At 71.7% G+C, this 21,418-nt stretch carries 20 protein-coding genes and 1 pseudogene; 18 read left to right on the forward strand and 3 right to left on the reverse strand.

The genetic code is table 11. The features are described 5' to 3' along the window. Positions 1-91 precede the first annotated feature (91 nt). The 6 genes and pseudogenes from fbaA to B277_RS19840 all read left to right on the forward strand — a co-directional run. Positions 92-1,126, forward strand: a complete 1,035-nt coding sequence (gene fbaA / locus B277_RS07500) for a class II fructose-bisphosphate aldolase (protein WP_007926858.1) — start codon at positions 92-94, stop codon at positions 1,124-1,126. Beyond that, positions 1,126-1,530: a DUF3151 domain-containing protein gene (locus B277_RS07505; protein ID WP_007926859.1), complete on the forward strand. Its 405-nt coding sequence runs from the start codon at positions 1,126-1,128 to the stop codon at positions 1,528-1,530. Before fbaA ends, B277_RS07505 begins: the two co-directional genes overlap by 1 nt. Positions 1,531-1,739: 209 nt before the next feature. Further along, positions 1,740-2,534 carry a helix-turn-helix domain-containing protein gene (locus B277_RS15940; RefSeq protein ID WP_007926860.1) on the forward strand — a complete coding sequence of 265 codons (795 nt, stop codon included), beginning with the start codon at positions 1,740-1,742 and terminating at the stop codon, positions 2,532-2,534. Between the two features lie 84 nt (positions 2,535-2,618). Then, entirely contained in the window at positions 2,619-3,908 is a 1,290-nt protein-coding gene (locus B277_RS07515) for an adenylosuccinate synthase (protein ID WP_007926861.1), read from the forward strand. 187 nt (positions 3,909-4,095) lie between these two features. Then, positions 4,096-4,275 (forward strand): DUF5302 domain-containing protein, encoded by a 180-nt coding sequence (locus B277_RS07520; protein ID WP_007926862.1) that lies wholly within the window; start codon positions 4,096-4,098, stop codon positions 4,273-4,275. Positions 4,276-4,409: 134 nt separating this feature from the next. Then, positions 4,410-4,583: pseudogene (locus tag B277_RS19840) on the forward strand (FAD-dependent oxidoreductase); the annotation flags it as partial. A gap of 18 nt (positions 4,584-4,601) precedes the next feature. Here the strand turns inward: B277_RS19840 and B277_RS19845 are convergent. Continuing rightward, positions 4,602-4,997, reverse strand: coding sequence for a hypothetical protein (locus tag B277_RS19845; RefSeq protein ID WP_338009747.1), 396 nt, complete (start codon positions 4,995-4,997; stop codon positions 4,602-4,604). Between the two features lie 199 nt (positions 4,998-5,196). Here B277_RS19845 and B277_RS19015 point away from each other — a divergent pair, with 199 nt between their 5' ends. Continuing rightward, positions 5,197-6,003 carry a phytoene desaturase family protein gene (locus tag B277_RS19015; RefSeq protein ID WP_238539384.1) on the forward strand — a complete coding sequence of 269 codons (807 nt, stop codon included), beginning with the start codon at positions 5,197-5,199 and terminating at the stop codon, positions 6,001-6,003. Positions 6,004-6,019: 16 nt separating this feature from the next. Here B277_RS19015 and B277_RS07530 read toward each other — a convergent pair whose 3' ends face one another. Beyond that, positions 6,020-7,780, reverse strand: a complete 1,761-nt coding sequence (locus B277_RS07530; RefSeq protein ID WP_338009745.1) for a HelD family protein — start codon at positions 7,778-7,780, stop codon at positions 6,020-6,022. A 160-nt stretch (positions 7,781-7,940) separates the two neighbouring features. Here B277_RS07530 and B277_RS19850 point away from each other — a divergent pair, with 160 nt between their 5' ends. The 6 genes from B277_RS19850 to B277_RS07555 all read left to right on the forward strand — a co-directional run bounded on the left by B277_RS19850 (position 7,941) and on the right by B277_RS07555 (position 13,676). Further along, the gene (locus B277_RS19850; RefSeq protein ID WP_338009746.1) at positions 7,941-8,267 is read left to right on the forward strand and encodes a hypothetical protein; all 327 of its coding nucleotides are present in this window, start codon (positions 7,941-7,943) and stop codon (positions 8,265-8,267) included. Between the two features lie 241 nt (positions 8,268-8,508). Continuing rightward, complete coding sequence (gene purD, locus B277_RS07535) at positions 8,509-9,795, forward strand: phosphoribosylamine--glycine ligase (protein ID WP_007926865.1); 1,287 nt, start codon at positions 8,509-8,511, stop codon at positions 9,793-9,795. A gap of 310 nt (positions 9,796-10,105) precedes the next feature. Then, positions 10,106-10,609, forward strand: coding sequence for a hypothetical protein (locus B277_RS07540; protein ID WP_007926867.1), 504 nt, complete (start codon positions 10,106-10,108; stop codon positions 10,607-10,609). An 84-nt stretch (positions 10,610-10,693) separates the two neighbouring features. Then, positions 10,694-11,536, forward strand: coding sequence for a phosphoribosylaminoimidazolesuccinocarboxamide synthase (locus tag B277_RS07545; RefSeq protein ID WP_007926869.1), 843 nt, complete (start codon positions 10,694-10,696; stop codon positions 11,534-11,536). Between the two features lie 47 nt (positions 11,537-11,583). Beyond that, positions 11,584-13,137: a fatty acyl-CoA synthetase gene (locus B277_RS07550; RefSeq protein ID WP_040881118.1), complete on the forward strand. Its 1,554-nt coding sequence runs from the start codon at positions 11,584-11,586 to the stop codon at positions 13,135-13,137. Further along, complete coding sequence (locus tag B277_RS07555) at positions 13,137-13,676, forward strand: DUF1697 domain-containing protein (RefSeq protein ID WP_007926873.1); 540 nt, start codon at positions 13,137-13,139, stop codon at positions 13,674-13,676. The genes B277_RS07550 and B277_RS07555 overlap by 1 nt, the downstream gene beginning before the upstream one ends. On the opposite strand, the gene B277_RS07560 is transcribed toward B277_RS07555, so the two are convergent. After that, a complete protein-coding gene (locus B277_RS07560; RefSeq protein ID WP_007926875.1) occupies positions 13,673-15,325 on the reverse strand; it encodes an ABC1 kinase family protein in 1,653 nt (550 codons plus the stop codon). The two genes, B277_RS07555 and B277_RS07560, sit on opposite strands and share 4 nt — an antisense overlap. Before the next feature lie 97 nt (positions 15,326-15,422). Here B277_RS07560 and purS point away from each other — a divergent pair, with 97 nt between their 5' ends. The 5 genes from purS to B277_RS07585 all read left to right on the forward strand — a co-directional run bounded on the left by purS (position 15,423) and on the right by B277_RS07585 (position 20,070). Further along, complete coding sequence (purS, locus tag B277_RS07565; protein ID WP_007926877.1) at positions 15,423-15,713, forward strand: phosphoribosylformylglycinamidine synthase subunit PurS; 291 nt, start codon at positions 15,423-15,425, stop codon at positions 15,711-15,713. Continuing rightward, on the forward strand, positions 15,710-16,381 hold the full coding sequence (gene purQ / locus B277_RS07570; protein ID WP_007926879.1) for a phosphoribosylformylglycinamidine synthase subunit PurQ: 672 nt from the start codon (positions 15,710-15,712) through the stop codon (positions 16,379-16,381). Before purS ends, purQ begins: the two co-directional genes overlap by 4 nt. Further along, complete coding sequence (gene purL / locus B277_RS07575) at positions 16,378-18,651, forward strand: phosphoribosylformylglycinamidine synthase subunit PurL (protein WP_007926881.1); 2,274 nt, start codon at positions 16,378-16,380, stop codon at positions 18,649-18,651. The genes purQ and purL overlap by 4 nt, the downstream gene beginning before the upstream one ends. A 139-nt stretch (positions 18,652-18,790) precedes the next feature. Then, complete coding sequence (locus B277_RS07580) at positions 18,791-19,846, forward strand: iron-containing redox enzyme family protein (RefSeq protein ID WP_007926883.1); 1,056 nt, start codon at positions 18,791-18,793, stop codon at positions 19,844-19,846. Further along, positions 19,843-20,070, forward strand: coding sequence for a CDGSH iron-sulfur domain-containing protein (locus B277_RS07585; protein ID WP_007926888.1), 228 nt, complete (start codon positions 19,843-19,845; stop codon positions 20,068-20,070). The genes B277_RS07580 and B277_RS07585 overlap by 4 nt, the downstream gene beginning before the upstream one ends. The last annotated feature ends 1,348 nt before the right edge of the window (positions 20,071-21,418 follow it).

Consider the following 21,418-nt stretch of genomic DNA (forward strand, 5'->3'; position numbering starts at 1 on the left):
GAACCTAGCAAAGGGTGCGTGGTCGGGCGGGGGGTGATCTGCGAGGATCGGCGCCAAGACCACCGATCACCGCGCCAGGAGGCTCCACGCCATGCCCATCGCCACTCCCGACGTCTATCGCGACATGCTCGACCGCGCGAAGGCCGGGTCCTTCGCCTACCCGGCGATCAACGTCACCTCCAGCCAGACGCTCAACGCTGCGATCCGCGGGTTCGCCGAGGCCGGCAGCGACGGCATCGTCCAGGTCTCCACCGGCGGCGCCGAGTACCTCTCCGGCCCGACGATCAAGGACATGGTGACCGGCTCGCTCGCGCTCGCCGCCTACGCGCAGGAGGTGGCGAAGAACTACGACGTCAACATCGCCCTGCACACCGACCACTGCCCCAAGGACAAGCTCGACGGCTTCGTCCGGCCGCTGCTCGCCGCGAGCAAGGAGCGCCGGGACGCCACCGGCCTGCCGATCTTCCAGTCGCACATGTGGGACGGCTCGGCCGTCCCGCTCGACGAGAACCTCACCATCGCGCAGGAGCTGCTCGAGCTGAGCGCGGCCGCCGACATCATCCTCGAGGTCGAGATCGGCGTCGTCGGTGGCGAGGAGGACGGTGTCGCCAATGAGATCAACGACCAGCTCTACACGACCCCCGAGGACGCGCTCGCCACCGTCGAGGCGCTCGGCCTCGGTGAGAAGGGCCGCTACATGACGGCCCTGACCTTCGGCAACGTCCACGGCGTCTACAAGCCGGGCAACGTCAAGCTGCGCCCCGAGATCCTCAAGCAGTGCCAGGACGCGATCGTCGCGAAGTACGGCACGGACCACGGCGAGCGCCCGCTCGACCTCGTCTTCCACGGTGGCTCGGGCTCGACGGCCCAGGAGATCAGCGACGCCGTCGACTTCGGCGTCGTGAAGATGAACGTCGACACCGACACCCAGTACGCCTTCACGCGCCCGGTCGCCGGCTTCATGCTCGAGAACTACTCGGGCGTGCTGAAGATCGACGGAGAGGTCGGCAACAAGAAGATGTACGACCCCCGCGCGTGGGGCAAGGAGGCCGAGGCCTCCATGGCCGCCCGCATCGTCGAGGCCTGCGAAAACCTCCGCTCGGCCGGGACGTCGGTGAAGGCCTGATGGTGGACAACCTGCTCGGCATCCCCGAGACGAAGCTGCCCGAGGACCCGGCGACCGCGCGGATCGAGGCGGGTGAGGACGCGGCGAAGGTGGCGGCGGACCTGCCTTCGTCCTCCCTGCCGTGGGCGGTGCTCGCCGAGGCCGCCCTCGACGGCGGCCGCTCCATCGAGGCCTACGCCTACGCCCGTACCGGCTACCACCGTGGTCTGGACGCGCTGCGTCGCTCCGGGTGGAAGGGCCAGGGCCCGGTGCCGTGGGCGCACGTGCCCAACCGCGGCTTCCTGCGGGCGCTCGCGGCCCTGTCGCAGGCGGCCGGCGAGATCGGTGAGACCGAGGAGGAGGCGCGCTGCCGCACCTTCCTCACCGACTCCTCCCTCGAGGCGGCGCGGGCCCTGCTCGGCTGACCCTCACCCCAACACAACGCACGAAGGGCGTCACGACCGTGGTCGTGACGCCCTTCGTGGGGTCCGGTGTCCCGTGTCCGGATCAAGCGAGGCGCGGGGCGCTGCCGTCGGTCCCCTGATCCCTGGCAGCGCCCCTGCGCAGAGCCATTGTGCCCCACGACGTCGCCAGAAGACGGCATGGGGAGGCCACTGGCAGTAACATGCCAATCATGTCGCCACCCTCCGTCCCCGAGGACGAGCCGCTGCTGCGCCTGGAGCGCCATCTCGCCGAGGACACCATCCGCATCGAGCAGGGCCGCGAAAAGCTCATCGACATCGGCGACGCCCTGATGACCCTGCGGGCGCGGATGCACAACATCAACCTCGGCGAGGACCCCGGCGTCCAGGTGCTGACGCAGGAGATGGCGGCGCCGATGATCGACCGTATCGCGGGCAGCGTCGACCGGACGGACAACGTCATCCTCGATCTGGCGGTCGGTGCGGGGCGAGAGGAGGTGAACGGCCGTCACGAGCGCTCGCGCGCGGTCGAGGGGCAGCAGCAGCGGGTCCTCATCCACCCCTCGTGCCTGACCACGGAGCTGGCCCGATCCGAGCTGGCCGCCAAGCGCGGCGCAGGGCAGCAGCAGCGGGTCTCCGACCTCGTCGGCACCGAGTTCATCGTCCTCGGCGACGAGGCCGTCATCACCCTGTCGGTCTGGGGCGACCCGACGAGCCCGTACACCGTCATCCGCAATCCCGGCCTCGTCGCCTGCTTCGGAGCGTGGTTCGACCTCATGTGGAGCCTCTCGCCGGAGATCGAGGTGCCCGAACGCAGCAGCGACGACGCCCTGATCCGGATGCTCGCGCTCGGCGCCAAGGACGAGATGATCGCCCGCACGCTGCACGTGGGGCTGCGCACGGTGCGCCGTCGGGTCGCCGCCCTCATGGACCAGTACGGCGTCGGGACCCGCTTCCAGCTGGGGGCCGCGCTGGAGCGCGACGGCCGGCTCGAGAGCACGCCTTAGTAGACTGACCCCGTGAGCAGCCGCGGGAGACCCCGCGGCTGACGTGCTGTCGACACCCGCCGCACGGCGGGCGAGGAGGACCCGATGCCGGCGATCGTGCTGATCGGAGCCCAGTGGGGCGACGAGGGCAAGGGCAAGGCCACCGACCTGATGGGCAACGACGTCGACTACGTCGTGAAGTTCAACGGTGGCAACAACGCGGGCCACACGGTCGTCATCGAGGGGGAGAAGTACGCCCTCCACCTGCTCCCCTCCGGCATCCTCACGCCGAGCGTCGTGCCGGTCATCGGCAACGGCGTCGTCATCGACCTCGAGGTGCTCTTCCAGGAGCTCGACGGCCTCGACGCCCGTGGCGTCGACACCTCCAAGCTGCTCATCAGTGCCAACGCGCACCTCATCGCGCCGTACAACCGGACGCTCGACAAGGTGACCGAGCGCTTCCTCGGCAAGCGCAAGATCGGCACGACCGGTCGTGGCATCGGCCCGACCTACGCGGACAAGATGAACCGTGTCGGCATCCGCGTGCAGGACATCTTCGACGAGGGGATCCTGCGGCAGAAGGTCGAGGCGGCCCTCGACTTCAAGAACCAGGTGCTCGCCAAGATCTACAACACCCGCGCGGCCGACGTCGACGCCGTCGTCGCCGAGCTGCTCTCCTACGCCGACCGGCTGCGCCCGATGGTCGTCGACACGAGCCTCGAGCTGGAGAAGGCGCTCGACGAGGGCAAGAACGTCCTGCTCGAGGCCGGTCAGGCGACCCTGCTCGACGTCGACCACGGCACCTACCCCTTCGTCACCTCGTCGTCGGCGACCGCCGGCGGGGCGTGCACCGGCTCGGGCATCCCGCCGACCCGGGTCAGCCGGGTCATCGCGATCCTCAAGGCCTACTCGACGAGGGTCGGCGAGGGACCCTTCCCGACCGAGCTCTTCGACGACGACGGCGAGTTCCTGCGCAAGACCGGCCACGAGTACGGCACGACGACGGGTCGGCCGCGCCGCACCGGCTGGCTCGACGCGGTCGTCGGCCGCTACGCGACGCGGATCAACGGCGTCACCGACTTCGTCGTCACCAAGCTCGACGTGCTCACCGGCCTCGAGCGGGTGCCGATCTGCGTCGCCTACGAGATCGACGGCGAGCGCGTCGAGGAGATGCCGGTCAACCAGTCCGACGTCCACCACGCGACGCCGATCTACGAGTACCTCGACGGCTGGTGGGAGGACATCTCCGCGTGCCGCACCTTCGAGGAGCTGCCGGCCAACGCCCAGGCCTACGTCCTGCGGGTCGAGGAGCTCGTCGGTGCGCGCGTCTCGGCGATCGGGGTCGGCCCCGGCCGCGAGGAGATCATCCAGCGGCACCCGCTGCTCGACGCCTGACCCGCCGGTTCCTGCCCTTCGAGACGCTCGGCCGTGGACGGCCTCGCTCCTCAGGGCACGCGGGGCCACTCGCTGCTCGACGCCTGACGCTCGGTCCCAAAAAGCCGTTGCCAGCGGCCGACATCTGGACCATGGTGGTGGGACGGGGCCGCGCACGCGGTCACGGCCGGCGACGAAGGGAGGCCCCATGAGCAAGCACGAGAGCGCTCCTGAGGACGTGAAGGCGAAGTTCCGGGAGGCGCTGGAGCGGAAGCAGACGCACGGCGGAGCGGATGTCTCGCCCCACGGGGCGCACGGCAAGGTCGAGGACGCACACCGCGCCGAGACCAGCGCGACCCAGCAGATGTTCCGCCGCAAGAGCGGCTGACCGACACTCCACGACGCGACCCCCGGAGAGAGGTCCCTGAGGAGGCGCCCCGGCGCCGTCTTGACGGGCACTGCGGGGGTCGTGCCGGACCCGCTGGCATGATCGGGCTGACCGGATAGGACGAAGGGGGCCGCATGCAGACCGTCGACGCCGTCGTCGTGGGCGCCGGTCACCACGGCCTCGTGACCGCCGCCCTGCTCGCCGATGCGGGCTGGGACGTGCTCGTCGTCGAGGAGCGCGACGAGGTCGGTGGGGCCGTCGCCAGCCGTGTCGACGGGGACTGGGTCGAGGACGAGTTCAGCGCCTGCCACCCGCTGGCCCTCGCCTCACCGGTCCTGCGCGACCTCGGTCTGGAGCACCACGGGCTGGAGTGGGCGCACGCACCGAGGCCGCTGGCGCACCTCGCCGGCCGGGACCGTGACGGCATCGCGCTGCACGCCGACCCGCTCGACACCGCCGCCGACCTCGACCGAGGGCACCCGGGCGACGGGGCCGCCTGGCTGGAGATGGTCGAGCAGTGGCAGCGGGTGCGCGAGCCACTGATCCGCGCCCTGCTCACCCGCTGGCCCCCGGTCGCCGACGCCGCCCGCCTCGTCGCCCGGATCGGGCTGCGTGAGGCGCCGGATCTCGCCCGCATGGCGCTGCTGCCGGTGCACCAGCTGGCACGGGAGCACTTCGGGGGCGCCGGCGCCGCGCAGCTGCTCGCCGGCAATGCCATGCACGCCGACATCCCACCCACGGCACCGGGCAGCGGCCTCTACGGCTGGCTCATGACGATGCTGTGCCAGGACGTCGGCTTCCCCTCACCGCGGGGAGGGACCCGGCAGCTGGCCCGCGCGCTCCGGCTCCGGGCCGAGGCGGCTGGTGCCCGGGTCGAGACGGGGGGTCGGCGCCGGGCGGGTCGTCGTGGCCGGTGGGCGCGTGCACGGTGTGGAGCTGTCCGACGGGCGGCGCGTGCGGGTGCGTCGTGCGGTCGTGGCCGACACGAGCGCGCAGCGCCTCTACGAGGACCTGCTCGACCCGGCCGACGTCCCGGCCGGGCTGCGCCGACGACTGGCGCGCTTCGCCTGGGACCTGCCGACGCTCAAGCTCAACCTGCGCCTCGACGCGCCGGTGCCTTGGACCGCGCCGCAGGCGCGGGGCGCCGGGGTGCTCCACGTCGGCCACGACGTGCCCGGCCTCATCCGCTGGTCGGCGGAGCTCGAGGCGGGAGAGGTGCCGGGGGCTCCCTTCGCCCTCGTCGGGCAGATGAGCACGATCGACCCCTCGCGCTCGCCGGAGGGCACCGAGGCGCTGTGGCTCTACACGCACCTGCCGCGGCACCGGCCCGCCGCTGCCGCGGCGGTGGCCGCGACCGTCGAGGGCTGCGAGCGGCTGCTCGAGTCGCTCGCCCCGGGGTGGTCGCAGCACGAGGTCGGGCGGTGGGTGCAGACCCCGGGCGATCTCGAGGGGGCCGATGCCAACCTCGTCGGGGGTGCGGTGGGCGGCGGCACGCAGCAGCTCTTCCAGCAGGCGCTGTGGCGACCCGTCACCGGTCTCGGTGGGCCGCGCACCCACGTCGGCGGGCTCTACCTCGGCAGCGCGGCGACCCACCCCGGCGGCGGTGTGCACGGCGGCTGCGGCCACCTCGCGGCGCGCGCGGCGCTGCAGGACGCCCGCTGGTGGGGTCGACCGCGAGGCCGGGCCCTCACGGGCGCGCTGCGATGGCTCCACGACGAGCAGCCCTGACCTCGCCCGCGGCTCCTCAGTCGGTCGGGCGCAGCACCGACATCCGGTGGGCCGCGCGGGTGAGCACGACGTAGAGCACGCGGGCGCCGCCCGGGGACTCCTGGACGATCGCGTCGGGGTCGACGACGAGCGTCGCGTCCCACTCCAGGCCCTTGGTCGACAGCGGGTCGATGACGATGACCCGCCCGTCGTGCGTGCCGTCGAGCGGCAGCACGGCTGCTGCGTGACGCTGCGGCGTGATGACCGCGATCGACCCGTCGACCTCGGCGGCGAGGGCGTCGAGGGCCTGTGCCGCGACGGCGCCGACGTCGGGGCGCGAGGTGTCGATGGCGTCGCCGAAGGTCACCTCGACGGGCCGGACCCCCGTCTCGCGGACCGCATCGGGGATGTCGGCGTCGGGCACGACCGGGAGGATGACCTCGCGCGCGTAGTCGAAGATCTCCTGCGCGTTGCGATAGTTGGTCGTCATGTGGAAGGACTGCCGGGGCTGGGTGCCGTAGGCCTCGTCGCGGGCCCGCTCGGCCTCGGCGATGTCGGGCCACGAGGCCTGCGCGACGTCGCCGACGACGGTCCACGAGGCGCGGCGGCCGCGCCGGCCGATCATCCGCCACTGCATCGGTGAGAGGTCCTGGGCCTCGTCGACGAGGACGTGCGCGTACTCGCCCGGGCGCCCGACGGTGCCGGTGAGCAGCCGCTCGCGGGCCGTCGTCGGGGTGAGGGAGTGGGCCATCTCGGGGGCGCGGATCGCCGAGCCCATGGCGCGCAGCTCCTCGACGCCGTCGAGCTCCTCGATCTCGTAGAAGGAGCGCTCCTCCGCCTCGGGCTGCTCGACCTGCCCCAGCCGCACCGACAGGTCGTCGACGAGCGCGACGTCGGAGACGCTCCACGTGCCGAGCTCGAGGGTCTCGCGGGCGGCGTGGGCGAGCGCGGCGGCGTCGCCCTGGCTGAGCACCGACCGGCAGACCTCGTAGGCCAGCTCGGTGTCGGCGAGCCAGAGGAGGGCCTCGCGGGGGTCGACCTGGGGCCACCACCGGGCGACGAAGTCGTCGACGGCGAGCGACTCGTCGAAGGCGTCGAGGAACTCGTCGCGGTCCCCTTCGCGCACCTGCCGCCAGGCAGCCTCGGCGAGCAGCTCGCGGACGTGCTTGGTCGCCTGGTTGCGGGTGCGGTCGCGCAGCGCGCGGCGCCGGATGTCGGTGAGGGCCCGCTCGTCGAGGTGGACGGGCAGGCCACCGACCATGACGCGCAGGCTCGTGGGGGCGCCGGGCACCGCGCGCGCGGCCAGTCGCTTGAGCACCGTGCGCATCTGCAGCGAGCCCTTGATCGCGGCGACCTCGGGAGCCTCCTGCCGCACGGCGGTGATGACGTCGACGACGTCGCCGAGCGAGCGCAGGGTCACCGAGTCCTCGCCGAGCGAAGGCAGGACCCGCTCGATGTAGGCGGTGTAGGCCGAGGAGGGGCCGATGACGAGGATGCCCCCGGACTCGTAGCGGCGTCGGTTGGCGTAGAGGAGGTAGGCCGCGCGGTGCAGCGCGACGACCGTCTTGCCGGTGCCGGGGCCGCCGCTGATCTCGGTGATGCCGCGGTCGCTCGCCCGGATCGCCTCGTCCTGGTGGGTCTGGATCGTGGCGACGATGTCGCGCATCTGCTGGCCGCGGGTGCGGGTCAGGGCGGCGAGGAGCGCACCGTCGCCGACGACCACGAGGTCGTCGGGGGCCTCGGGCACCATGAGGTCGTCCTCGACGCCGATGACCTGCTCGCCGCGGCAGCGCAGCACGCGCCGGCGGATGACGCCGTGGTTGTCGACGGGGGGTCGCCCGGTAGAAGGGCGAGGCCGCGGGGGCGCGCCAGTCGATGACGAGCGGCTCGTAGTCGTCGTCGCGGACGCCGAGGCGACCGATGTAGCGGATCTCCCGCTCGGTGCCCGCGCCGGAGGCGTGCTCGAGGTCGAGTCGGCCGAAGACGAGGCCCTCGTGCTGGTGCTCGAGGTGGGCCATGCGACGGGCGGCGTTGTAGACGAGGGCGTCCCGCTCGAAGAGCCCGGACATCTCCTCGTCACGGACGTCGCCGGTGCGGTCGGTACGGCCGCGGGACAGGCCGTCGACAGCGACGAGGTCGGCTCGCTGGCCGGCCTTGGCCAGCTCGGTGTGGACGCGGTCCAGGTGCTGCTGCTCGATGGCGATCTCCGCAGCCACGGCGTCGACGTGGGTGTCGGTCACGTGTCGTCCTGCTCCCCTCCAGATCGGCGGAAGGATCCAGTCTAGGTCCTCGCGGGGGTGCTCTCGCGACCTCTGGTCGGCCGGGCGCGGAAGTTTTTTCGCCTGTCTTGATTTCACCCTCAACGAAGTGTCAGTATCAACCCGTCGGCTTCGGTCGACGGTCGCGCGGTCGGTGTCCCCCCTGATGTCTGGACCCGCGACCCCGGGGGCGCAGCTCACGGCAGATACCCCCTGCCTGCCGAGAGCTGCGCCCCTTCTCCGTCCTCCGGGCCGTAGGCTCACCCCCGTGAAGGTTCTCGTCATCGGATCCGGCGCCCGCGAGCACGCTCTCGTCCGCGCACTCACCCTCGACCCCACCGTGGCCGCGGTCATCGCCGCCCCGGGCAACCCCGGCACCGACGCGCTGGCGCTCAACGTGCCGGTCGACGCGACCGATCCGGCCTCGGTCGTCGCCCTCGCCGAGCAGCACGAGGTCGACCTCGTCGTCGTCGGCCCGGAGGCGCCGCTCGTCGCTGGTGTCGCCGACGCACTGCGGGAGGCCGGTATCCGCTGCTTCGGCCCGGGTGCCGAGGCCGCTCGCCTCGAGGGCAGCAAGGCCTACGCCAAGGAGGTCATGGCCGCCGCCGAGGTGCCGACCGCGATGGCGCACGTGTGCACGAGCGAGGAGCAGCTGGCCGCGGCGCTCGACGCCTTCGGGGCCCCCTTCGTCGTCAAGGACGACGGACTGGCGGCCGGCAAGGGGGTCGTCGTCACCGAGGACCGCGCCGCGGCCATGGAGCACGGACTGGCCTGCCTGGCGAAGGGGGACGACGCCCGCGTCGTCATCGAGGAGTACCTCGACGGCCCCGAGGCCAGCCTCTTTTGCATCTGCGACGGCTCGACCGTCGTGCCGCTCGACCTGGCGCAGGACTTCAAGCGGATCTTCGACGGCGACGAGGGTCCCAACACCGGCGGGATGGGCGCGTACAGCCCGCTCGGGTGGGCCCCGGAGGGGCTCGTCGACGACGTCGTCGCCCGCGTCGCCCAGCCGGTCGTCGACGAGATGGCGCGGCGGGGGACTCCCTTCGTCGGGGTGCTGTACGTCGGCCTGGCGCTGACCTCGCGGGGGCCGCGGGTCATCGAGTTCAACGTGCGCTTCGGCGACCCGGAGACCCAGTCGGTGCTCGCGCGGCTCGAGTCGCCGCTGGCGGTGCTGCTCGCGGCGGCGGCCGACGGTCGTCTCGACGAGCACGACCCGCTGCGGTGGAGCCCGCAGGCCAGCGTGACGGTCGTCGTCGCAGCCGAGGGCTACCCGGCGGCGCCGCGCACCGGCGTTGAGATCGGTGGCCTCGAGGAGATCGCGGCCGGTGACCTCGCCGAGAGCGTGCACGTGCTGCACGCGGGCACGACCTGGGCCGACGACGGCCGGCTCGTCTCGTCGGGTGGTCGTGTGCTCTCGGTCGTCGCGCTCGGCGAGGACCTCGAGCAGGCGCGGGCGCGGGCCTACGCGGCCGTCGACCTCGTCGAGCTCGAGGGCGGGCACCACCGCACCGACATCGCCCTGCGCGCCTCCCGCGGCGAGATCCACGCCTGAGGCGGCGACGTCCTTGCGGGGGCAGCCCCGGCACCTGCTCTTGGCCTCCTCGAGCCCCTCGGAGAACCACAACTCGGGCTCGACCTGGCACGGCGGTGTCGTCCTCATGCCGACAGGCTCTGACCTCACGTGCGCTTGAGGTCAAGTCGCTAGCTCGAGGGCATGGACGCGCGAGCTGCTGACCATTGGCGAGACCGCGGCGCGTGCCGGGGTGAGCGTTCCGACGCTGCGCTTCCCGGCGGTGGCCGCAGGGGCTGCGGGGCGGGACGTGAGCCCCCTTCGGCGGGCCCGCTGGTGGGAGCATGTCCGCATGACTGGGGAGCCGGAGACCACGACCGCCACGACGGCCGCGCAGCGCGCCGAGGACCGGACCGAAGGGGGTGGCGGCCGCCTCGTCGCGTGGGTGGTCACGCCCTTCGCCGCGGTGCTGCCGTGGCTCCTGACGGTCGGTGGGGCGCTGCTCGTCGCCCGGTCGGCGCTGGCCTACCGGGTCAGCTTCGAGCGCGGCTGGGGCGAGCTCGTCGCCGGGGTCGTCGCGCTGCTCGTCGCGGCCGCGCTGTGGGCGGCGCTCACCGTGTGGTCGTCGTCGGGCACGACCGTGGCCGGCCTGGCGACCCTCGCCGTCGGCCTCTACGTCACCACTCGGTCGGGCGCGAGCCTCGTCGCCAGGCTGGGGCGGGAGGGGCCGGTCACGCTCCAGAGCCCGCTGTACAGCATCGCCAACGAGATCGTCCTCCTCCCGCTCGGGGCCGTGCTCCTGGCCGCCGGGCTCGGCGCGGCCGGCGCCCGCCGGCTGGCCCGCCGCCGCGGCTGAGCCGGGCCGCTGCCAAGATGACCCCATGACGAGCGACGCCCCCCCTCGAGCTGCCCCGGCTACGCCCACGTCTACTCCGGCAAGGTGCGCGACCTGTACGCGCCGGTCGGGACCGACGGCCAGCCGCGCCAGGACCAGCTGCTGCTCGTCGCGAGCGACCGGATGTCGGCCTACGACTTCGTGCTCGACACCCCGATCCCCGACAAGGGGGCGGTCTTGACCCAGATGTCGCTGTGGTGGTTCGACCAGCTCGCCGACCTCGTCCCGCACCACGTCGTCTCGACCGACGTCCCCGCGGCCGTCGCCGGCCGCGCGGTGCTCGTCGAGCGACTCGAGATGCTGCCCGTCGAGTGCGTCGCCCGCGCCTACCTCACCGGGGGCGGGCTGGGGGAGTACCGGGCGACCGGCGCCGTGAGCGGCATCGAGCTGCCGGCCGGCCTCGTCGACGGCTCGCCCCTGCCGGAGCCGATCTTCACCCCGTCGACCAAGGCACCCGTCGGCGAGCACGACGAGCCGATCCCGTACTCCGGCGTCGTGGCCGAGATCGGCGAGGACCTCGCCTCGCGGGTGCGTGACCTCACCGTGCGAATCCTGCAGCGCGGCAACGAGATCGCCACCGATCGCGGCATCATCCTCGCCGACACCAAGGTCGAGTTCGGCATGCGCGGCGACGAGATCGTCCTCGCCGACGAGGTGCTCACCCCCGACTCCTCCCGCTTCTGGCCCGCCGACCAGTGGGAGCCGGGCCGGCAGCAGCCGAGCTACGACAAGCAGTACGTCCGTGACTGGCTGACCTCGCCGGCGAGCGGCTGGGACAAGAGCTCGGGCGAGGCGCCCCCTGCCCTCCCGGAGGACGTCGTCGCGCAGACCCGGGCCAAGTACGTCGAGGCCTACGAGCGGCTCACCGGGCAGACCTTCTCCGTCTGAGCGGGTCGGGGGTGGTGCTCACCCCCTCCGGTGGGCAGACTGCCGTCATGTCGATGACGACGGAGATGGCCATCGCCCGTGCCAACGGTCTCGGGGAGGTGTTGCGCCGCAGCGCTGCTCGCCACCGGGACAAGGTCGCGATCATCGACGGTGACGTCCGCTGGACCTACCGCGAGCTCGACGCGATCGTCACCTCCGTGGCCGCGGGCCTCGCCGAGCGCGGCGTGACGAAGGGCGACCGCGTCGCCCTGCTCAGCCGCAACAGCGCAGACTTCGCCGCGATCGCCTGGGCGGCAGCGCGGCTCGGCGCGATCCTCGTGCCGATCAACTTCATGCTCACCGCCGACGAGGTCGGCTTCATCCTCGGCAACAGCGAGCCGGTCGCCATGCTGACCCAGCCGGAGTTCGTCGCCACCGCCGACGCGGCGAGCGACGCCAGCGGGCTCGAGATCGGCACCCGCGTGGTGACCGGCGACGCACGTGGCGGGTGGACCCCCTTCGCCGACCTCGTCGCCACCGACGCGACCGGCTGGCAGCCGCCGCTCGTCGCCGACGACGACCCGATCCGCCTGATGTACACCTCCGGCACCGAGTCCCGGCCGAAGGGAGCGCTGCTCACCTCCCGCGCGCTGCAGGCGGAGTACCTCAGCGCGATCGTCGACGGCGGCATGACCGGCGACGACGTCGACCTGCACACCCTGCCGCTCTACCACTGCGCGCAGCTCGACTGCTTCCTCGGGCCGGACATCATGCTCGGGGCGACGAGCATCATCCTGCCCGCGCCCGACCCGGCGACGGTGCTGGCGAAGATCGCCGAGCACGGGGTGACGAAGTACTTTGCCCCGCCGACGGTGTGGATCTCGCTGCTGCGGCACGCCGACTTCGACACGACCGACCTGAGCAGCCTGCGCAAGGGCTACTACGGCGCCTCACCCATGCCCGTCGAGGTGCTCAAGGAGATCCGGGAGCGGCTGCCCGACGTCCACCTGTGGAACTTCTACGGCCAGACCGAGCTCGCCCCCGTCGCGACGATCCTGCCGCCGCACGAGCAGCTGTCGCACGCCGGCTCCGCGGGGCGGCCGGTGCTCATGGTCGAGACCCGGCTCGTCGACGACGCCGGCCACGAGGTGCCCGTCGGTGAGATCGGCGAGGTCGTGCACCGCAGCCCGCACATCGCGGCGGGCTACTGGCGCAACGAGGAGAAGACGGCCGAGGCCTTCGCCGGAGGGTGGTTCCACTCCGGCGACCTCGGCATCGCGGACGACGAAGGGAGGATCACGATCGTCGACCGCAAGAAGGACATGATCAAGACCGGTGGTGAAAACGTCGCCTCCCGCGAGGTCGAGGAGGCGATCTACGCCCACCCCGACGTCGCCGAGGTGGCGGTCTTCGCCGTGCCCGACCCGAAGTGGGTCGAGGCCGTCACCGCGACGGTCGTCGCCAAGCAGGGGTCGGGGCTGACCGCCGAGTCGGTCCAGGACCACTGCACGCAGGTGCTCGCGAGCTACAAGCGGCCCAAGCGGGTCGAGATCCTCGAGGCCCTGCCGAAGAACCCGAGCGGCAAGATCCTCAAGCGAGAGCTGCGCGAGCGCTTCAGCTGATGGCCACCTACGTCGCCTTCCTCCGCGCGATCAACCTCGGCGCCAAGCGCACGTTCCCCAAGGCTGACCTGCAGCGGGTCGTCGAGGAGACCGGCGCGTGCGACGTCGCCGTGCACCTCAACACCGGCAACGTCCGGCTGACGAGCCGGCAGCGGTCGACCTCGGCGGTGGAGTCGACGTTGGAGAAGGCCTTCCTCGCCGACCGGGGCTTCGAGGTGCCGACCGTGGTGCTCGCGCCGGCCGAGCTGGTGGCCGTCGTCGCGGACGCGGAGGAGGTGGCCGGGCGGGCGCCCTTCGACGTGGCGGCGCACTACGTGACTTTCATGCGGGAGGAGCCATCGGCGGAGGCCGTCGAGCTGCTCACGCACGAGGGCGAAGGGGAGGCCACGCTCGTCCGCGGCCGGGCCGTCCACCTCGTGCTCGACGGCAAGGACCGCTACCACCAGGTGAAGCTGCCCGCCGCGCACGACCGGGCGATGGGCGTGTGGACCAACCGCAACCTGACGGTCGTACGTGAGCTGGCGAGGCGGTGGGGCTAGCGCTCCTGCGGCTCGGGGTGCTGCTGGGCCACCTTGCGGTCGGTGAGCACGATGTGGACCCCGAGCAGGATCGCCGCGAGCACCGCGATGGTGAAGAAGAGCATCGCGATCACGGGGAACCCGAGGACCGTCGACTCGGTCTCGACCCGCATCATCATCGCCGCGCCGATGATCGTGGCCGCGATGATGATCCCCAGCGTCAGCCGGTTGGCGATGCGCTGCAGGACGAGGTGGAGTCGCTGCTCGTCGATCGCGTCGACGTGCACGCGCATCTCGCCGCGGGCGAGCGCGTCAAGGATCCGGTTTGCCCGCTTGGGCAGGAGCGCGGTGAACTCCTTGGCCTCGATCGCTGCCGCGAGCACACCGCCGGGGGAGACCTTCAGCGACGAGGCGAAGATGTCAGAGACGTTGTCCCGGATCGCGTCGGCGGGTGAGAAGTCCGGGTCCAGGTGCGAGGTCGTCTGGTCGAGGTTGAGCAGGGCCTTGCCGATCATCGCCATCTCGGCCGGCGGGCGCAGCCCGTGCACCCCGGAGACACGCGAGAGCTCGACGAGCAGCCGGCCTGCCTCGAGGTCGGACCCCGTGGTCACCGCCTCGCTCACGAGGTGGGCGACGTCGTCGCGGAATCCGGCGGCGTCGTAGTCGTCGAGGGCGTGGCCCATGTCGCCGAGCACGACCGCCGCCTCCTCGCCGTCGCCGTCGTGGATCGCCAGCAGCAGCTTGGTGACGTGCGCCTGCACCCGCTGCGGGACGGTCGCGACCATCCCGAGGTCGAGCAGGGCGAGCCGTCCGTCGTCGGTGACGAGCAGGTTGCCGGGGTGCGGGTCGGCGTGGAGGACGCCGTCGTCGAGGATCATCTGCAGATAGCAGTGGAAGAGCTGTTCGACGATCGGCCGCGCGTCGAGGTCGAGGAGGGCGAGCGGCCCCAGGTCCGTGACCTTGCGGCCCTCGATGTAGTCCATCGTCAGCACCCGGGTCGTCGTCAGCTGCAGCAGCGGCTCGGGAACGACGAGTCGGTCGTGACCGCCGGTCAGGTCGATGAAGCGCAGCAGGTTGCGCGCCTCGCGCCGGTAGTCCAGCTCGTCGATGAGGGACCGGCGGAACTGGTGGAGCAGCTGGTTGAGGCCGTAGGAGCTGCCGACGCTCGTGTGCTTGTCGACCAATCCGGTCACGGTGTCCAGGACGTCCATGTCGCCCCGGACCGTCTCGCGCACGTCGGGGCGCTGCACCTTGACGACGACGTCGCGCCCGGAGCGGGTCGTCGCCCGGTGCACCTGCCCGAGCGAGGCCGCCGCGAGCGGCTCCTCGTCGAAGAAGGCGAAGACGTCCTTGATCCGCGCTCCGAGCTCCTCCTCGACGATCTCGTGCACCTGCGCGACGGGGAAGGGCTCGACCGTGTCCTGCAGGCGGGTGAGCGCGTCGGTGTAGGCCGCGGGCAGCATGTCGAAGCGTGTCGAAAGCAGCTGGCCCAGCTTGATGTACGTCGGCCCCATCGACTCGAGGTCCTCGGCGAAGGCCCGCGCCCGTGCGTCCGACCCCTCGGGCAGGTCGTCGCCACCGCCGAGCCCGTCCACCTGCGCCCCGGCCAGCAGGTCTCCCCGGGCATGCCGGAGCAGGAGGCGGACGAGGTCGGCGTAGCGGCTGCTCATGGCTCCATCCTGCCGGGGATAGCACCGCAGGGGAGCGAGGTGTCCGGGCCAACTAGACTCGCGAGCGGACCACCCCCTTCGCACCAGGAGACACCCTGTGGGACGCATCGTCGTCGACGTCATGCTCAAGCCCGAGATCCTCGACCCCCAGGGCCAGGCGGTCCGCGGGGCGCTGCCCCGGCTGGGGATCGACCAGTTCACCGACGTGCGGCAGGGCAAGCGCTTCGTGCTGTCCGTCGACGGCGACGTCACCGACGCGCACCTCGCGCAGGCCCGCGAGGCCGCAGAGACCCTCCTGTCCAACCCCGTCATCGAGGACGTCGTGAGCGTCCACGAGCTGACGAGCGACGAGCCGGAGCAGGCGCCGATCACCGGGGCCGGCGCGTGAAGATCGGCGTCATCACCTTCCCCGGCAGCCTCGACGACGCCGACGCCCGCCGCGCCGTCACCCTCTGCGGCGGCGAGGCCGTCGCCCTGTGGCACGGAGACGCGGACCTCCACGGCGTCGACGCGGTCGTCGTCCCCGGCGGATTTTCCTACGGCGACTACCTGCGCGCCGGCGCCATTGCCCGCTTCGCCCCGGTCATGACGGAGGTCATCACTGCGGCGAAGGGCGGCATGCCGGTCCTCGGGATCTGCAACGGCTTCCAGATCCTTACCGAGTCGCACCTGCTCCCCGGGTCGATGATCCAAAACGACCACCGCAAGTTCCTCTGCCGTGACCAGGTCCTGCGCGTCGAGAGCACGAGCACCGCGTGGACCTCCGGCTTCGAGGCCGGCCAGGAGATCAGCATCGTGCTGAAGAACCAGGACGGCCAGTTCGTCGCCGACGAGACCACCCTCGACCGGCTCGAAGGGGAGGGACAGGTCGCCTTCCGCTACGTCGGCGACAACCCCAACGGCTCCTCCCGCGGCATCGCCGGCATCACCAACGAGCGGGGCAACGTCGTCGGCCTCATGCCGCACCCCGAGCACGCCGTCGAGGAGGGCTTCGGCCCGAGCCTCGACGGTCGCACCTTCTTCACGTCCGTCCTCGAGCAGGTGGTGTCCGCGTGACCGTCAGCAACCTCGACACCGTCGCCGTCGCGCAGGGCAGCCCCGACACGGAGCAGCCCTGGGCCGAGCTCGGCCTCAAGGCCGACGAGTACGAGCACATCCGCGAGATCCTCGACCGTCGCCCGACGAGCGCCGAGCTGGCGATGTACTCGGTCATGTGGTCCGAGCACTGCAGCTACAAGTCCTCGAAGGTCCACCTCAAGCGCTTCGGTGACCTGCCCTCCGAGACGCCCCTGGGCAAGACCCTCGCCGGCATCGGCGAAAACGCGGGTGTCATCGACATCGGCCAGGGCTGGGCGGTGACCTTCAAGGTCGAGTCGCACAACCACCCGAGCTATGTCGAGCCCTATCAGGGCGCGGCGACCGGCATCGGCGGCATCGTCCGCGACATCATGGCGATGGGCGCCCGCCCGATCGCGGTGATGGACCCCCTTCGCTTCGGTGCCATCGACCACCCCGACACCGCCCGCGTCCTGCCCGGCGTCGTCAAGGGCATCGGCGGCTACGGCAACTCCCTCGGTCTGCCCAACATCGGCGGCGAGATCGTCTTCGACGAGTGCTACCAGGGCAACCCGCTCGTCAACGCGCTGTGCGTCGGCTCGCTGCGCCACGAGGACCTCCACCTCGCCAATGCCTCCGGTACGGGCAACAAGATCGTGCTCTTCGGCGCCAAGACCGGCGGCGACGGCATCGGCGGCGTCTCGGTCCTGGCGTCCGAGACCTTCGAGGAGGGCGGCCCCGCCAAGCGGCCCGCCGTCCAGGTCGGTGACCCCTTCGCCGAAAAGGTCCTCATCGAGTGCTGCCTCGACCTCTACGCCGCGGGCGTCGTCGAGGGCATCCAGGACCTCGGCGGTGCCGGCCTGTCCTGCGCGACCTCCGAGCTGGCCTCCGCCGGCGACGGCGGCATGCAGATCGAGCTCGACAAGGTGCCGCTGCGCGACTCCACCCTCCGCGCGGAGGAGATCCTCATGTCGGAGTCGCAGGAGCGGATGATGGCCGTCGTCGCGCCCGACAAGCTCGACGCCTTCCTCGAGATCACCACCCGCTGGGACGTCGAGGCCGCCGTGCTCGGTGAGGTCACCGACGGCGACCGGCTCGTCATCACCTGGCACGGCGAGACGATCGTCGACGTGCCGCCGCGCTCCGTGGCCCACGACGGTCCGGTCTACGAGCGTCCGATCGCCCGGCCCGAGTGGCTCGACGCGGTGCAGGCCGACGCGAGCTCCTCCCTTCCCCGCCCCGCGGACCTGGGTGCCGACCTGCTCGCGCTGCTCGCCTCGCCCAACATCTGCGACAAGTCGTGGGTCACCGACCAGTACGACCGCTACGTCCTGGGCAACACCAAGCGCGCCATGCCGCACGACTCCGGCGTGGTCCGCGTCGACGAGGAGTCGGGCCTGGGTGTCGCGGTCTCGACGGACTGCAACGGCCGCTTCGGCCGGCTCGACCCCTACGCCGGCGCGCAGCTCGCGCTCGCCGAGTCCTACCGCAATGTCGCGACCTCCGGCGCCCTGCCGCTGGCCGTCACCGACTGCCTGAACTTCGGCTCGCCCGAGGACCCCGGCGTCATGTGGCAGTTCCAGCAGGCCATCGCCGGGCTCTTCGACGCCTGCCTCGAGCTCGGCATCCCGGTGACCGGCGGCAACGTCTCCTTCTACAACCAGACCGGCGAGACCGCGGTCCACCCGACGCCCGTCGTCGGTGTGCTCGGCGTCATCGACGACGTCGCGACGTCCGTCGGCTCCGGCTTCGCCGCGAAGGGGGAGATCGTCCTCCTGCTCGGCGAGACCCGCGACGAGCTCGACGGCGGCGAGTGGGCGCACGCGCTGCACGGCCACCTCGGCGGCACCCCGCCGCGCGTGGACCTCGCGGCCGAGAAGGCGCTCGCCTCCTTCTTCGTCGACGCCGTGCGACGCGGCCTGCTGGCCAGCTCGCACGACCTCTCCGACGGCGGTCTGGCCGTGGCCCTCGCCGAGTCGACGCTCACCGGTGGCACCGGTGCCTCGATCGACCTGGCCCCGGTCCTCGAGCGCGACGGCATCGACGCCTTCACCGCGCTGTACTCCGAGTCCACCGCCCGGGTGGTCGTCACGGTGCGCTCCGAGGCTGACCTGGCGGCCGTCGTCGGCATCGCCGAGGCCCACGGGGTCCCGCTGGCGCGCCTCGGCACGACCGACGGCGACCGGCTGCGGGTCAAGGACGTGCTCGACCTGCCGGTCGAGGAGATGCGGGCCGCCCACACCGGGACGATGGCGCGCTACTTCGGCTGAGAGCCACCGCGCACCTGCGCACCGGGGGGCCGCTGCGTGCTCGGTCCTCGTGAGTACGCATCGCCGGTGGCTCCAGCCGCGGACGGGCCCCTAGGATCAAGTGGATCCACCGTCCCCTCAATGAGAGTGGTTGGTCAGTATGGCTTCCCTCGTCTCGCCGACCGCGCCGCGGTTGCCCCGTCAGCGGGGTCCGGTGTCGCAGTGGCTTGTGCAGCGGCTGGGGTGGTCCGAGGCGGCGAGCGCCACGCCACAGCCGTCGGACGAGGTGGTCCGCGGGAGCGGGATCCTCTCGGACGACGACCGCCTGATGGCGCTGTGGGTGGCGCAGGGGCTGAGTTGCCACGGCTTCGCGGGTGTGGACGCCAGGTGCGAGGTCGACCCCGACGTCGTGGCCTTGCGTCTGGCTCTCGAGGATGCTCTGGAGTCTGACCTGAGTCGGGTGGTTGCTCCCGTCGTGGCGCGGCACTTGACCTCAGCCACGGACGATCTGGTGAGGACGTTGTTCGACCTTCCGCGGGCGGAGTTCACCGAGGCGCCGTCCATCGCGAGTTTTGCGCGGCGGGAGATGAGTCATCAGCAGTGGCGCGAGATGTTGATCCTGAAGTCGGCATATCAGCTCAAGGAGGGCGACCCGCACACCTTCGCGATCCCGCGGTTGCCCGACGAGGCGAAGTTGCCGCTGCTGGAGATCCAGTTCGACGAGTACGGCAACGGCCGGTTGAGTGATCAGCACTCGAGGATCTTCGCCGAGGCGATGCGGTCGGTGGAGCTGTCGGATCGGTACGGGGACTACTGCGACGCGTGGCCCTGCGAGGTGCTGGCCGCCAACACCGCGCTCGGGTGGTGGGCGTCGCGACGCGAATGGGTCGGGGCGGTGGCCGGTCATCTGGCTTTCATCGAGACCACGAGCTCCCTGCCCTGCCAGGAGTACGTCGCCGGAGCGCGGCGACTGAAGCTGCCAGCGCAGGCCCACCGCTACTTCGGTGAGCATGTCGAGGCAGATGCCGCTCATGAGCAGATCGCGATCCGGCAGATGTGCACGGCGGTGGCCGCCGCTGACCCCGCCGGCACGGAGAAGGTGCTCTACGGGTTCCTCAGCGGGCTGTATCTCGAGGGTCGAGTCGCTCAGGCCGCGGTGGGTGCCTGGCGTGACTCGCGCTCTGCGTTGCTCCAGCCGGCGGTGGGCGCGGCGTGACTGACGGGGTGGAGATCACGCGTGCCGGCGATGTGCGAGCGGAGGACTGCGGCGCTCATGTGGACATCCTGCCCTGCCCGGGCGGGCCGGTCCTGGTGCGCGGGGCGCAGGAGATCGTCGACGCGCACGGCACCGCCCACGCGGTGAGCCGACCCGTCGTGGCGGTGTGCAGATGTGGGAACTCGGGCCGGTTGCCGTGGTGCGACGGGACGCACAAGGTGTGAGCTCGACCCGGAGATCAGACGGTCTTCGCGACGTGGGGCTGCACATGATCGATCCACTCGACGACGTGCGGGCCTTTGTCTCGGCCGCCCTGCTGACCCCTGTCCCTCGTGACCATCGCGAGAGCGTGCAGGCGGTGACGCGCCGTCGGTGGGCTGTCGCCGTGACCTTGGTCATCGGGACCGTGACCAACGCCTGGGTCTCTGAGCCCCTGCACGTGGGCAGAGCCTGAGAGCGCGACGGGCAGACCAGCAGAGGGATCGTGCAAGGACTGGTGCTCGGCGCCGCGCTCTTGGGGCTCTTCCTGCTCGGCGCGCTGCTCGTCGCACAGGTGGCGTGGCCGAGGGGAGCATGACCGTGCGGGACACGGCGCATCACCGTGCCGAGATCAGCTCCAGCGGACATGAGTCACGCGGACTCGGCCACGCCGATCTGGTCGTCGTCCTCACTCTGACGGAGCGTCGAGGAGGCGGAACCGAGATGCTTCTCGAGAGCAGTCTGGCCGTGCGAGGGCGGCCAGCAGCCCTGGGCTCGAGCCTGGCGCAAACCATCTCGGGGCCTCCAGTGCGCAAGTTCTTGGCCTGCGTCGGCACCCCAGTCGACTGATCCAGCGTCCCGTCGGCTCGTTGGCGGGCGGCGATCAGTCGAGTTCTGCGGCGGTGGTGGGGGGGACCCGGCCGGGGAACTGCGCTGCATGGCAGCCCTGATGTAGGCCGGGTTGCGTAGCCGGGCGACGACGTCGTACTGGCTGAGACCCGTGGGGAGTCCGTTGATCGGGTCGAAAGGGGTCGGAGGGACTGCATCGGCGTGGAGGGTGAGCCTTCCGAAGGTGTGCCAGGTGCCCGCTGGACGCGCCCATGACAGATGCCACGTGGCGTTGTCGGCGGGCGCTGGCGACGCCCGGAGCAGCACAGCACCGGTCGGGGTACGCATGGGCAGCAAGGTGGAGCACACGCCGTCCCTCCTGCGGGGGACAAGCGCATATCTGGTGAGGATGCCGCTCCCGGTACCGGCCAGGAGAAGGTCGCCACCGTCTTGGCCCTCGAGCCGTATGGCCAAACCCTCGATGTCCGGCAACGTGCCGGGCAAGCCGACTGCGCGGCTGTGGCGCACCACGCAGTCACGGGTTCCTCCGTCGAGCACCGGGACGCCGAGGGGGGCTAACCCCTGCGCCGTGACCTGCCAGGTCGCGCGACTGCTCTGCCCGCGCGGATGCAGCGGACGAGGCGCGCCTTGGCCGTAGACGCGGTTGATGATCAGCGACAGGCCGCGCCCGGCCAGGTCTGCGCTGCGAACGGCAGGACGCGCATGGAACATGACGAAAAGATATCCCGCTCATACGGCACAGCG

It is taken from the genome of Janibacter hoylei PVAS-1 (assembly GCF_000297495.1).
Taxonomy (GTDB): Bacteria; Actinomycetota; Actinomycetes; order Actinomycetales; family Dermatophilaceae; genus Janibacter; species Janibacter hoylei.

Excerpts from the sequence above, each read along its gene's own strand:
- fbaA (WP_007926858.1), top strand. The coding sequence starts at position 92 with ATGCCCATCGCCACTCCCGACGTCTATCGCGACATGCTCGACCGCGCG.
- B277_RS07505 (WP_007926859.1), top strand. The coding sequence starts at position 1,126 with ATGGTGGACAACCTGCTCGGCATCCCCGAGACGAAGCTGCCCGAGGAC.
- B277_RS15940 (WP_007926860.1), top strand. The coding sequence starts at position 1,740 with ATGTCGCCACCCTCCGTCCCCGAGGACGAGCCGCTGCTGCGCCTGGAG.
- B277_RS07515 (WP_007926861.1), top strand. The coding sequence starts at position 2,619 with ATGCCGGCGATCGTGCTGATCGGAGCCCAGTGGGGCGACGAGGGCAAG.
- B277_RS07520 (WP_007926862.1), top strand. The coding sequence starts at position 4,096 with ATGAGCAAGCACGAGAGCGCTCCTGAGGACGTGAAGGCGAAGTTCCGG.
- B277_RS07540 (WP_007926867.1), top strand. The coding sequence starts at position 10,106 with ATGACTGGGGAGCCGGAGACCACGACCGCCACGACGGCCGCGCAGCGC.
- B277_RS07550 (WP_040881118.1), top strand. The coding sequence starts at position 11,584 with ATGTCGATGACGACGGAGATGGCCATCGCCCGTGCCAACGGTCTCGGG.
- B277_RS07555 (WP_007926873.1), top strand. The coding sequence starts at position 13,137 with ATGGCCACCTACGTCGCCTTCCTCCGCGCGATCAACCTCGGCGCCAAG.
- B277_RS07560 (WP_007926875.1), bottom strand. The coding sequence starts at position 15,325 with ATGAGCAGCCGCTACGCCGACCTCGTCCGCCTCCTGCTCCGGCATGCC.
- B277_RS07580 (WP_007926883.1), top strand. The coding sequence starts at position 18,791 with ATGGCTTCCCTCGTCTCGCCGACCGCGCCGCGGTTGCCCCGTCAGCGG.